Here is a 13619-nt window from a genome sequence, read left to right on the forward strand (position 1 = left end):
AAATTATTTTTTTTATAAAAAATAATCAAAAAATAGTACTATAAGTAATATGATTTATTTATACAATTTTATGAATAAGGAGCAAAAATGAGTTCAAAACCTAAAACCAGATTTTATAATGGCAAAGAATATATACTTGATGAAAAAGAAAGAATTATTATTTTAACCGACGAATTTCATGATAAACTTTTAAATTCAAAAAACAAATTTACTTCTTTTAAAAAATTCGGAGGATCTTCAATATCTGATATTTTTGAGACAGATTCATTTAAAAGTCAATTTGGAGCTTTTTGTCATTTAGCTAGACTTAAAATGCCTGTTTTACAAGAAAAATATATTAAAGCAGGGATAGCTGTAGAACCAAAAATATTTGAAATATTAAAAGAAAAATATCCTAAATTAGATATAGAACATATAAGAGCTGAAGATTACGGATACGACTATTTTGAAGGTAAGCACAATATTTTAGGTGGAGTACCTGATGGATTAATTCCTAGTCAAAATATAGTATTAGAAATGAAAACTGTTAATATAAAAAAATTTGAATCATGATCACAAGAAAATAATGCAGGCGTACCATTAGACTATAGAAAACAAGCTCAGTTATATGCTTATCTTTTAGGCTTTGATAAATATAGTATTGTTGCAGCATTTTTAGAAGATAGCGATTATATTAAACCAGAAGAAATAGATTTGAATAAAAGAAACGTGAAAACTTATAATTTTAAAGTAAATAAAGAAATGGCTAAAGATGATGTTAAAAGAATAATAGACTTTTATGAAAAATATACAGCATTAGGAAAAAGTCCGAAGTACCAATTACCAAGAGATATTGATCAAGTAGAATATTTAAAATGTCATAATGTAATTGAATGGAAACAATTATTTGACAAATGAAAAAAAGAAGGCAAAATTGATGAAGATATTGAATTTAACTGAATATAAAGAAAAACTAGAAAATAAAGATAATTATGTAATTATAAATGCTAATCATTTTATTAAATATTATTCAGGGCAGCCATATTGAATTTTTAATAAAAATAGCGAAATACCAAATGTTGATATAAACGGCTTTCAAATAAGCGAAAAAATAAATAAGGTAGATAATTTAGATTTATTATCATTAGATCAAGAAGATGAAGAAGATGATGATTCTAGCAAGGTGATTTCTTCTTGATTAAAAACATTTGATGATATTGAAAACTCATATATTTGAAATTATTCAAAAGAAAATGAAACAATTTATAATAAGGTAAGTGAACAGACAAGAGATTTTGCTAAAACTCATTTAACAAGTAATAATTACGAAGAAATAATTTATATAAAGCCTAATGATAAGTTATATACTCAATTTTTAAATACAATAGAAGCTTTTAATAATCCTAAAGTAAAATATATTTTTAATCCTTGTTTTTTAATAAATGTTTCAAATAAAGAAAATAAACATTTTTTTATAAAAGATCAATCATTTTTATTTGATAAAGAATTAAAAATTTTGTATCAAAATAGATATGTTTCTTCTACAAATATATTTGATTACTTAAAAACTTTTTTTTCTTATAATGTATATAAAAAAGTTGGAATTGATTTAGAAGATATAAAATTAATAATTTTTGAAAAATTTTTTAACTTAGAAAAAGGAAAATTAAATTTTGTTGTAACTAATTCAGCTTTTGCCGCTGCAAAATATGATAAAAATGATAGAAGTTTAGAATTAGAAGCTGCAATAGCTAGTGGAAGAATTTTTAATAGTGAGTTTGACGATTTTACAAAAATATCATACAAAGGCGAAAGAAATTTTTTAACTTCGATTGCTCATAATTTTGTATTTAAAAACCCGACTATTAAAGAAGACATAAAGGAAAACGATTTATTTAACGAAAAAAAAGAATATTTAAATTTTAATAATTCAATTAATGATATAGTAAATTCTTATTTTATAAAGGCTCCAACATATTCTATTAACAATGAATTTAATTTAGAAGCTGAATCAAAAATTGGAAATACTGATATTAAAGTTTGAAAACAGAATCCTTTAAGAAAAAATATTATTCACTTATTCGCTCCTGAAATAAAAGAATATAGTGGAAATTTAAAAAAATTAAGCACCGGCGTTGTTAAAAAGGATTATATTGATGAAGCTTTAGGAAAAATTAAAGAATTAAGACAAACATCTAATTATTTTAACCTATACGCTGTTGATTTATTAACTAAATTACATAAAAAAAATAAAAGAATTATTTGATATGACTATGAAGGTGTAACTACTCCATGACCAATATTAAATAATGTTTCTCCTTATGGGCAAGTAACTCATCAAGTTTCATTTATAGAAACTATAAACGGAAAAGAAATAAATGTTGTTAATATTGTAAAAGATCCTAAAAAAATAGAACTAATAGATTTAGTTGATAATGTTATTCAATTATATTCTAACAAAGCAGATATATATATTGTTTATAATAAAGGCTATGAAAATTCTAGAAATAATGAATTGTTAAAATATGTTGAAATAGAATACAATAATAATAATTTAGATTTTATCGAAAAAATGTATAAAATAGGGTTAAAGAATAAAGATGATTTCAAAAAAATAATAAATCATATTCATGAAAATACAATTGATTTATGAGAATTTATTAAACCATGTAGCAAAGATAAAATACTTGGACTAACTTCACAAATTTGTTTTGAGTCTACTTTTTTAAATGAAAATAGAAAAAATGAAATAATAGATTTCATGTATAACAAAAATAGAAAAAATTCTATAAGTGATTATAATCCATTTAAATACACTTGCTATATTTATGATTTACACTTATATAGCAGTATTAAAAAGGTTGAAAAACTCGCAACAGCTTATAAATTAAACTTAAGATATAAAATAAAAGAATATTCAAAATTAGATGTTAAAAATGGTTCAATGGCTTTAGAATTTGCAGTTAGTAGAGCTGTTGGAATAATGGATGATAATGTTTGAAATAGCAAAATTGAAAAACTAAAAGAATATTGTGAAAATGATGTTAGAGCTATGCTTTTAACTTATGATTTCATTTTAGAATTTATGTCAAGCGCTTTTTCAATATTTAAAGAATATGAATATAAATTAGAAGAAAATGAAAAATATACTTTTGACGAAAAAGATATGAGTATAAAAATTTTATAAAAAAGGACAAAATATGAATTTATCGATAGAATATGTTTCAAAAAAACTAAGCTTAAAAACTTCACAAGTTCAAACAGTTTTAAACTTATTAGAAGAAGGGTCAACAGTTCCGTTTATTGCTCGTTATCGTAAAGGAGTAACTGAGGGTCTTGATGAGGAAATGATTCAAAAAATTAACGACTTATATGTATATAATGTTGAATTAAATAAAAGAAAAGAAGCAATAATAAACATTCTAGAAGAAAAAAAACTTTTAACAGAAGACTTGAAAAATAAAATAATTGCAACAGAGACTAAAAGTGAATTAGAAAATATATATGAACCATTTAAAGTTGGAAAAAAGACAAAAGCTAGTGAAGCTATAGCTTTAGGATTAGAACCATTAGCTTTATTAATCATGAATGAAACAAATGAAAAATTTAATCCATTTAATGAAGCTAAAAAATATTTAAATGAAAAAGTTACAACAGTTGAATTTGCCATAGAACAAGCTGAATTTATAATAAGTCAAATAATTTCTCAAGATATAGACAATAGAAATTTTATTAAAAAGCAGATTTATAGTTACGGTACAATTGTTTCTAAAATTAAGAAAAATGCAATTGATGAAAAAAGAATTTTTGAACAATATTATGATTACAAAGAAAATATAAAAAGAATACCGAATCATAGAATTTTAGCAATTTCAAGAGCAGAAGATCTTAAAATTGTCTCTTATAGTATAGAAAATATAAATATCCAGAAAATACTTTACGAGTTAAACAATAAGTATTTCAAAATAAAAACAACCGGAAAAATTATTTACAACGCTTTGAAAGATAGTTTAGAAAGATTAATAATACCTTCTATAGAAAGAGAAATTAAATCAGAATTATTTGAAAGAGCTGAAATTGAAGCTATTAAACTTTTTGCTGAAAATGTTGAAACTATGTTAATGGCTCCAGCTGTTAAAAATAAAAGAATTTTGGCAATTGACCCTGCATTTGTAAATGGCTGTAAAATAGCTATTTTAGATGAACAAGGTTCTTTTATAGCAAAAGATATAATTTATCCTAATGCACCAAAATATCATATAGATCATGCTACAAAAGTTATTAATAATTTAATAGATAAATACAAAATAAATGTTATTGTTATAGGGAATGGTACAGCTTCTAGAGAAACAGAAAAATTTATTTCAGATTTAATAAAAGAGAAAAGAAAATTAATGCCTAATTTACAAATTCATTATGCTATTGTTAGTGAAGTAGGAGCTTCTGTTTATTCTGCTTCTGAAATAGCTATTAAAGAATTTCCAGACTTAAATGTAGAAGAAAGAAGTGCTATAAATATTGGCCGTAGATTTCAGGATCCATTAAATGAATTAATAAAAATAGATCCAAAATCAATTGGAGTTGGTCAATATCAACATGATGTTAACCAAAAAGACTTGTCAAAAGCTTTAGATTTCAAAGTAGATAAAGCTGTTAACTTAGTTGGTGTAGACTTAAATACAGCTACAAATGAAATTTTAGGATACGTTTCTGGTCTTTCAAAAACATTAGCAAAAAATATAATTGACTATAGAAATGAAATCAAGAAATTTGAAAATAGAAAGCAATTACTCAAGGTAAAAGGTTTGGGAGCTAAAGCTTATGAACAATCAGTTGGATTTTTAAGAATTCACGATTCAAAAGAATTTTTTGATAGAACAAGTATTCACCCTGAATCATATAAATTAGCTAGAAATATTGTTGACTTTTTAAAGATTGATTTAAATGATGTTGATGAAAAAACAATAAAAGAAGCCAATATTAATGAATTAGCTAAACAATTTAATTCTAATGAATTTGATATAAAACTTATTTTGGATTCTCTTTTAAATCCAACAAAAGATATAAGAGATGAAAAAGAAGGATATATTTTAAAACAAGAAATTTTAGAAATAAAAGATTTAAAACCAGGGATGATTGTAGACGGATCTGTTCAAAACATAACAGACTTTGGAGTTTTCGTTTATATAGGAATAAAACAAGCAGTGCTTATTCATATTTCAAATATGAAAAAATCTAAAGATCATTACATAAATAATCCTAGCGAAGTGGTAAAATTAAATGATAATATAAAAGTAGAAATATTAGATATTGATGAAGAAAGAGGAAGAATACAAGGTAAACTTGTTTATTCAAATTAAACATGCAAGTATTATTTAAAAACAAATTAACTAATCTTTTAGGAACTGAATTAAAAGTAGGAGATAAATTTCCTGATTTTAAAGCAGTTGATAACAATTTAGAGGACTTTGATAGTAAAACAATAAAAGGGCAAAGAAGATTAATATTTTCAATTCCTTCTATTGATACTGGGGTTTGTGAAATGGAAACTACAAAATTCTTTCATTATTTTGAAAGCAAAGAAAATCCTGTAGTTGTGATTTCTCAAGACTTGCCTTTCGCTTTAAAAAGATGATGTGCTACAAAAGAAAGCGAAAAAGTTAAAACACTAAGTGAATTTAGACATCACGATTTTGCAAATAAAACTGGTACAATGCTTGAAGGAATAGGATTATTAGCAAGAGCTTGTTTCGTTGTGGACGCAGATGATACAATATTACACGTTGAATATTGTGCAAATACTCATGATGAGCCTAATTACAAAGAAATTTTTAAATTTTTTGAATAAATAATAAAAAAGTTTAAGTTTTACACTTAGACTTTTTTATTATTTAACTATTTCACAAATATCTTTAACGTTTTCTCTATTAGAAACAAAACTATTTAATTCATGGTCGCTCGCATATCCTAAAGCAACTGCAGTTACAATTGAAAATTCTTCTGGTATTTTAGCTAACTTTCTAATATTATCTGCAAACTTAATTATTTCATAAGCATGACATGAATCAACACCTTTATTCTTTGCAGCTAACATTAATGTTGAGCTAAAAGCGCCTAGATCCAAAATACTTCAAATGGGACTATTTTTTCCTACACATAAGATAGCTATTGAACTTGAATTAAAGAAGTTATAATTAACTCTTGTAAATTCTTCCATATTGACATTCATTTTTTTCATATAATTATTTGCGTTTGTCATATGATTACTTGCATATTTAGGTCAATCTTGCCTTCTAGGATGTGGATAATCGCTTGTCATAGGCTCTTTATTTTTGTATGAAAAATTGTGCATTCTAACAGCTTCTTTTACGATATCGTTTTTAATTACATAAACTTTTCATGGTTGTGAATTGACTCATGAAGCTGTTTGCATAGCCTCATTCATAATTTCAAAAATAATCTCATCTGATACTTCTTTATCAGTAAAATCTCTTATTGATCTTCTATTTTTTAAAACTTCATTAAAATCCATTTTATACCTCTAAATATTTTGATTGCTTAATTATTATAATAATTAAAAACATTATTTAAAAAATGTTTCATATTTTTTCAATTATTTTTAAAGTAAATTAAAGAAAGTTAAAATTAAAAATTCCTATTTGTTTATAAAAAGGAATTTTAATTTTATTTTAATAGTTTTTCTATCTCTGATACAGTTATATCATTAGCTTTTGTAGGGTTTACTTGTCCTCCACTTAATTTCATAACCATACCTAAAATAGTTTTTAATACTCTTTCTGGTCTATTATTATATTCTGAAATAATATTTTTATTAGCTTCAATAGACTCAATTACTCATTTACTTATAAGTAAATCATCATTTATTTGTTCTAAATTATTGTTCTTTATTAACTGTTCTACATTTTCGTTATTATTAACTAATAAAGGTATTAATTTTTTAAATGATTTTCCTGAAATGGTTTCATTATCTAATAATTCAAGAGCTTTTTCTAAAGAACTATTTTTTATATTTAAATCAACTGGATGAATATTTTTAGAATTAGCAAGCGAAACTATCTCTGCAAAAAATAGTTTACTTAATTTATCTCTATCATTAAAATTTATTGAATCAAAATAATTAGCCAAATCTAAATCATTAACCAATGAATTTATATAAATATCTTGAATATTTTCTTTTCTATATCTTTCTTCCTTTTCTCAAGGTAATTCATTCATTTTTATATTATTTATAAATTGTTCAGATAATTTAATAAAAGGAATATTTGGTTCTGGGAAATATTTATAATCTACTTCACCAGTTTTTGTTCGCATAACAATTGTACTCTGAGTACTTTCATCATATCTTTTTGTTTGTTGAAGTATTGGTTCATTTTTAAGTATCTTAGATTTTTGAAGTTCTATTTCAAACTCTATTGCATTTTTAATAGCTCTAAAACTATTCATATTTTTAATTTCTACTTTTGTACCAAAACCATTATAACCAAATGGTCTTAGAGAAATATTTACATCAGCTCTTAGTGAACCTTGTTCCATTTTAGCAGTAGAAATATTTAAGCTCATTGCAATTTTTCTTATCATATCAACATAAGCGACTGCTTCATCTGCGCTTCTTAAAACTGGATGAGTTACAATTTCTATCAAAGGAACCCCAGCTCTATTATAATCTAGCATAGTAACTTCGCCATGATGTTGTCTTGCTGTATCTTCTTCTAAATGAATACGTTCAATTAAAACTTCTTTTTCATAATCTTCTAGCTTGATTTTTAACTTACCATTTGAACCAATAGGTCTATAAAACTGAGTTATTTGAAAACCCTTAGGTAAATCAGTATAAAAGTAATTTTTTCTATCAAAATGTAATTCATCATCAATTTTCATATTTAAAGCTTTTGCTAATTTAACACCTGAAATAACTGCTTCTTTATTAACTAAAGGTAAAGTACCTGGATATCCCATATCAATTTGATTAGCACATGTATTCGGTTCTGCATCAAAGTCTATTTTTGCAGGAGAAAACATCTTTGTTTTTGTGTTTAATTCCAAATGAATTTCTATACCTATTATTACTTCGAAATTATTCATTATTTACTCCTTTTAACAGTTCTTCAATTCAAAGAGAATATGATAATAATTTTTCATCCGTATATAGTTTTGAATCAATTGTTAAATTTACAAATAAATTATCTTTTTTAATTCAAGGAATAGTAATTGATGGGTTACCTGTTAAATTAGCTCCAGTTAAAATATATTCCATATAATCATAATTTTTATTTAATTTTGAATCTATATAAGGTGCTACATTAGAATAAGCTGGATATATTAAAACATCATATTTATTATGTAAATTTGTAAAATAATCACTTATTAATCTTCTAACTTGTTGTGCTTTTATAAACATATCTTTTTGATTATTTTGATGTAAAAAATAAGAACCTAAAGTTAATCTTAATTGAACCATATGACCAAAACCATTTGTTCTTGTTTTTGTCATAATTTCTTCTCAATTTTCACCATCATATCTATTTCCAAAAGCAATACCGTTTAAATTTGCTAGATTACTTGAAGCCTCACTGAAAGAAATAACTTCATATACAGGTTTTATAGCTTTTAGTAATATTTCATTAGGTTCTATTAAATCTACTTTAATATTATTTTTAATTAATGTTGAATGTAAGCTCTCTAATCTTTTTGAAACAAACTCTTCTAAATGTTTATTAACATCTAAAATACCAATTTTTAATGGTTTTAATTTACTAATATTATCAATTTTTACATCTACACTTGTAAAATCTTTATTATCTTTCCCATAAAGAGCTTGCGATATTAAAGAAATGTCATTTACATTATGAGCAAAATATGCTACTGTGTCCAAAGATGAAGCAAATGCAAAAAGACCGTATCTACTTATTGCTCCATAACTTGGTTTAAAGCCTACTAAACCATTATAACTAGCAGGTAATCTTACTGAATCGCCAGTATCACTACCTAATGCAAATGAGATATTTTTTGTCAAAGTAGCAGCTGAACCACTTGAAGAACCTCCTGCTAATCTTTTTTCATCAAAAGGATTTCTAATTAATCCATAAGCACTATAAGTCCCAGTTCCCCCAAGAGCTAGTTCATCACAATAAACTTTCGCAATTTTAATTGCACCAGCTTTATCTAATTTTTGAATAGCAGTTGCATCATAATAAGGGACAAAATTTTCTAAAATCTTGCTTGAAGCACTTGAAATATTTTCTTTCGTTGCGTAATTTTCTTTAATAGTATAAATCGCATCAATTAATAAACCTTTATTTTTAGATGGTTCTTTTTTAAATAATGAAGCAACTGAATTATTTTTATCATTTTTTAATTCATTTAATGCTGCTTCATAATCACCCTTAACAATTATTTTATTTTCCATTATTTAACCACCTTCGTAGTAATTATGTAATCATCATTTTTATCTTTAGCATTTGATAAAATTTCTTTTTTAGATAAAGAAAGCTCACTAGTATCAACTATATCATCTCTTAAGAAATCTATTTTTAGTGTTTCATCAATATGTGTCATTGGTTTTACATTATTTGTATCTATTTGTTGCAGGAAATTTAATCTTTCTTCTAAGCTGTTTCATAATATTAATATATCATCTAAAACAACATCATTAGTTTCTAATTGAAGTGATTTCACAATTGATTTTAAATTTTCTTTTGTTATTCTTTTCATGTTAACTCCTTATCAATTAGGGTTTGAAATAAATATTTTATTATTTAAATATTCTAATTCACCTTCTAATCCCTTAAAAACTATTTTATAGGAATGAAGATATATTCTTTTATCTTTTCTTCCGCCATATTTAACATCTCCATAAATTGGATTTTTTAAATATTTCATAGTTAATCTTATTTGATGTTTTCTACCAGTAAATATTTGAGCAAAAGTTGTTCCATTTTCAGAAAAAATTTTAGTTATATTAATTTTTGAATTTAAAACCTCATGTTTTGAATAATCCATATTTTTAGTTGAATCATTTTTAAAAGAATAAAACTCTATAATTTTTGGTTCAACTACTTTATAATCCGATTTTAAGGTATAAATTTTTTCAAATAATTTTTTCTTTTTTTGCAGTTCAATTAAAACAGAATATTTTTTTGCATAAACAATTATTCCACTTGTTTCTTTATCTAATCTACCAATATGTGTTGGTTTAAAAGAATCTACTTGAATAAAATTTAAATAATTATAAATTTGATTGTCTAGAGATTCTTTTTCAGAATGTACAACTATTCCACTTTTTTTATTTATGACTATAATATTGTCATCTTCATAAATTATTTCAGAAGTTAAAATAGCTTTATTTTCTTTATTATCATAAAAAATTTCATTTTTTAAGGAATAAATTATTATTTCATCATTTTCTTTCAAAATATAATTAGGATCATTTATTTTCTTTGAATTAATTTTTATTTCTTTTTTTCTAAAAAGCTTTCTTATAAGACTTTCTGGTGCATTTTTAAAAATACTTTTTATAAAATTAATTATTTTTCTATTTTCATCGTTTTTTGTTGCTATATACTTGTTCATAACTATTAAAATTTAATAAAAGTGCTAACTTAGCACTATTTATTATTCATTTATATCTCTTTGACTATCAAATAAATTAAAATCTTCAGATTCATTTTCAGTACCATCAATAAAGTTAAATTCTGTTAATTTTGGAAGTTCAGCAAGTGATTTAATTTTAAAATAATCATAAAATTTATTTGTTATACCATATAAAACAGGGTTTCCGGGAGTTGGACTAACACCTACTTCTTCAACAACACCTTTAACTAATAATGTATTTAAAACTTGTTCACTCGCAACACCTCTTATGTTATTTATCATTGAGCGAGTAACAGGTTGTTTATATGCTACAATTCCAGCTACTTCTATAGCCGCATTTGATAAACGATGTTTTTTAACAACTTGAACCATTTTTGTAATATATTCTTTATAAGTTTCTCTTGTTGCTAATTTAAATACATCATTGAAGTTGACAACTTTTAAAGCTCTTTCTTCATCATTGAATTTTTTTAAAAAATCATTCATAACTTTTTTTGCTTCTGCAAGAGTATTTAATCCAAAAATTTCTTTTACTTGTTCTAGATTTAACCCATCATCCCCTTGGATGTATAATAAAGCTTCTAATATTTTATCTTTCATATTCAGGTCCTTTTTCAAAACTTAATTCGCCAAACTGTTCGTCTTGATGAATAATTATAATTTGTCTTCTAGCCAAATCTAAAATAGCTAAAAGTGTTATAACAAAGTGATTAACACTTGGTTGTTTAAATATCATTTCAAATGTTACTTTTTCATGATTATCAAAAAGATTCAAAATATGTGGTATTTGATCTTTTGGTGTTAATGTAAAAGTTTCTAATTTAGTTTTTCTTAGACTTTGTGCATATGTTCTTTCAAACATTTTTCTAAGAATAGTTATTAATTTTAATGGATTACTTGTGCCGTCTAATGCAGATTTATCATCATCAACTAAAAACTCATCAATTTCTGAAGGACGCTTTATAAAAATCTCTTTTCTTGATTCTTCATGTTCTCTAAGAATAAGAGAAATTTCTTTTATTTGTTGATATTCATAAAGTCTACGTAATAATTCTTTTTTGTTTTCTTCAATTTCTGGTTTTTCCTCTGGTGTATAAAGCATCATACCTGCTTTAATTGCTAAAAGAGTAGCAGCCATGACTAGATAATCACTAGCTATGTCTATTTCGTGGTCTTGAAGATTTTGTATTATGTTCAAATATGCTGTTGCTAATTCATTAACATCAACATCCATAATGTCTACATTTTTATCTTTAACTAAAGCTAATAATAAATCTAAAGGTCCATCAAAATTTTCAAGTTTAATGTCATATTTACTATTTTCTTTTTTAATGTTTGTTATTTCAGACATTAATTTCTCCCTCTATTTGATTTTTTATTTTTTTACTTATAGCGTGCGTTTCCATTGTTATAAATGAATTTGGTTTTTGAACTGGTAAAAATTTAACATTAACAATAAGTTTTTTAAATCTTGTTTTTCTAAGTGCTTCTCTTGTATCAGATATAGCTACTGGAACTATTGGTAGATAGTTACTAATTGCTACTTTAAAAGCCCCTGGATTAAATTCGCCTAAATTATTTTCTTTGATTCTTGTTCCCTCAGGAAAAACAATACCAAATGTTCTATTTTCTTTAACATGTGTTCCAAATGAAGCTAATTGTTTTACACTTTCTCTAGGATTTTGTCTATCAACATAAAATGTATCTAATAAACTTAATGCATTTCTTACTGTTCTTTTTTTAGCTAATTCTTTTTTTGCTAAAAATGTTGGTATTTTATTCATCACCCCTTGTTCTTTTGATTGTTTTTTAAGAGCGTAAATAAGAACAATTGGATCAATATTTGATTTATGATTTGGTGTAAGTATAGCTGGACCTTTACCTAAATGTTCGTAACCTTCAACTTTAACTTTTATACCAAAAAATCATAATAGTAATTTACATTTTCCTAAAACTCAGTCATTTCTTTGCTGAATTGGATTATATGCAGGATCTTTTCTATACCTACTAGCATATGAATTAACTCTATAAAGTGTTCATAAGAAAATTGGTCATAAGAAAATCATTTTGATAATAAACATAATAAACTCCTTTTATTTTTTTGTGACAAAAGCAATTAAAAAATTTTCTTCATCACTTGTAGATATTAAGAAATCTTCAAAAAAATATCTACCTTCTTTTTTTAAAATTGTAATTTTGTTGAAATTAACATATGAATTATCAGCTTTAAAAATAGCTTCTTTTATAGCTCAAGTTCTTGCTAAAAATTTAGCTTTTGAATCTTCATTTTTGATTCTTAAATAAATTTCTATTTCATCTTTTGAAAGAACTCTTTTAACAAAATTTAAATCTTTATTTAAAAATCTTTTTATATTTGTTATATCAACTCCAATCATAATAATTAAAATTATAAATTAAATATAAGATATTTAATAAAAGTTTATTTTACATAAATATAAAAACTGAAAATTTAAATAGTACAGTCATAAAAAAATATTTAATGCCTCTAATATTTTTTTATGACTGTATTACTAAATTTTTAAAATTTAAATTTAAAATAATCACTTGTTTTGTTACTCATATTAAATTAATATTACTAACCATAATATTAAAAAATATAAAAAAAGGTAACCAAATATATTTTAGTTACCTGTTACCTTGCAAATTGCAATTTAGCTGAGTTAACCTCTCTTTTTTTCTTTTGCTTTTTTAAAATTATTTTTTATAAATATTCTATTTAGTTATATTATTAATTATTTGTTTTCTTTTAACAGTAGTTATATTAAAACTTATTAATAAATTAGTGATAATAAAATAATCTTTTTAATTAATGAAGAAAATTTAAATTTAATATGTTTTTTGCTTGTAATTAATAGAAATGTTTTTATATAAATTAAAATACAATTTATAAGGTAACAAATGATATTAAAATTATTAATTTTAAAATAAAAATTGAAGTAGTCGTGTGAAAATAATAATTTAAATTTAATTATTATCATTTTAAATTAATATAAAAAAGCTATTTCAAA

The 13619-nt window shown here is 23.8% G+C and carries 13 protein-coding genes; 4 read left to right on the forward strand and 9 right to left on the reverse strand.

Annotation, left to right across the window (positions count from 1 at the left end):
- Positions 1-87 precede the first annotated feature (87 nt).
- Genes EXC47_RS02090 through tpx form a run of 4 tightly spaced genes read left to right on the forward strand, consistent with a single transcriptional unit; the run spans position 88 to position 5827 of the window.
- Entirely contained in the window at positions 88-945 is an 858-nt protein-coding gene (locus tag EXC47_RS02090) for an MAGa7180 family putative nuclease (protein ID WP_129646669.1), read from the forward strand.
- A complete protein-coding gene (locus EXC47_RS02095) occupies positions 917-3166 on the forward strand; it encodes a UU173 family protein (protein WP_129646671.1) in 2250 nt (749 codons plus the stop codon). The genes EXC47_RS02090 and EXC47_RS02095 overlap by 29 nt, the downstream gene beginning before the upstream one ends.
- Positions 3167-3179: 13 nt before the next feature.
- Positions 3180-5339: a Tex-like N-terminal domain-containing protein gene (locus EXC47_RS02100; RefSeq protein ID WP_129646673.1), complete on the forward strand. Its 2160-nt coding sequence runs from the start codon at positions 3180-3182 to the stop codon at positions 5337-5339.
- Positions 5340-5341: 2 nt separating this feature from the next.
- Positions 5342-5827 carry a thiol peroxidase gene (gene tpx, locus EXC47_RS02105; RefSeq protein WP_129646675.1) on the forward strand — a complete coding sequence of 162 codons (486 nt, stop codon included), beginning with the start codon at positions 5342-5344 and terminating at the stop codon, positions 5825-5827.
- Between the two features lie 39 nt (positions 5828-5866).
- Here tpx and EXC47_RS02110 read toward each other — a convergent pair whose 3' ends face one another.
- The 9 genes from EXC47_RS02110 to EXC47_RS02150 all read right to left on the reverse strand — a co-directional run bounded on the left by EXC47_RS02110 (position 5867) and on the right by EXC47_RS02150 (position 12986).
- Positions 5867-6511 carry a nitroreductase gene (locus tag EXC47_RS02110; RefSeq protein ID WP_129646677.1) on the reverse strand — a complete coding sequence of 215 codons (645 nt, stop codon included), beginning with the start codon at positions 6509-6511 and terminating at the stop codon, positions 5867-5869.
- A 152-nt stretch (positions 6512-6663) separates the two neighbouring features.
- The gene (gene gatB / locus EXC47_RS02115) at positions 6664-8082 is read right to left on the reverse strand and encodes an Asp-tRNA(Asn)/Glu-tRNA(Gln) amidotransferase subunit GatB (protein WP_129646679.1); all 1419 of its coding nucleotides are present in this window, start codon (positions 8080-8082) and stop codon (positions 6664-6666) included.
- Positions 8075-9406 (reverse strand): amidase family protein, encoded by a 1332-nt coding sequence (locus tag EXC47_RS02120; protein ID WP_129646681.1) that lies wholly within the window; start codon positions 9404-9406, stop codon positions 8075-8077. Before EXC47_RS02120 ends, gatB begins: the two co-directional genes overlap by 8 nt.
- A complete protein-coding gene (locus EXC47_RS02125) occupies positions 9406-9711 on the reverse strand; it encodes an Asp-tRNA(Asn)/Glu-tRNA(Gln) amidotransferase subunit GatC (protein WP_129646683.1) in 306 nt (101 codons plus the stop codon). Before EXC47_RS02125 ends, EXC47_RS02120 begins: the two co-directional genes overlap by 1 nt.
- Positions 9712-9720: 9 nt before the next feature.
- Entirely contained in the window at positions 9721-10569 is an 849-nt protein-coding gene (locus tag EXC47_RS02130; RefSeq protein WP_129646686.1) for a pseudouridine synthase, read from the reverse strand.
- A 42-nt stretch (positions 10570-10611) separates the two neighbouring features.
- A complete protein-coding gene (gene scpB / locus EXC47_RS02135) occupies positions 10612-11190 on the reverse strand; it encodes an SMC-Scp complex subunit ScpB (RefSeq protein WP_129646688.1) in 579 nt (192 codons plus the stop codon).
- On the reverse strand, positions 11180-11941 hold the full coding sequence (locus tag EXC47_RS02140; RefSeq protein WP_129646690.1) for a segregation/condensation protein A: 762 nt from the start codon (positions 11939-11941) through the stop codon (positions 11180-11182). The genes scpB and EXC47_RS02140 overlap by 11 nt, the downstream gene beginning before the upstream one ends.
- Positions 11919-12671, reverse strand: coding sequence for a lysophospholipid acyltransferase family protein (locus EXC47_RS02145; protein WP_129646692.1), 753 nt, complete (start codon positions 12669-12671; stop codon positions 11919-11921). The genes EXC47_RS02140 and EXC47_RS02145 overlap by 23 nt, the downstream gene beginning before the upstream one ends.
- Positions 12672-12683: 12 nt before the next feature.
- Entirely contained in the window at positions 12684-12986 is a 303-nt protein-coding gene (locus EXC47_RS02150; protein ID WP_129646694.1) for a 4'-phosphopantetheinyl transferase superfamily protein, read from the reverse strand.
- Positions 12987-13619 lie beyond the last annotated feature (633 nt).

This window comes from Mycoplasmopsis maculosa, from assembly GCF_900660665.1.
Classification (GTDB): Bacteria; Bacillota_I; Bacilli_A; order Mycoplasmatales; family Metamycoplasmataceae; genus Mycoplasmopsis; species Mycoplasmopsis maculosa.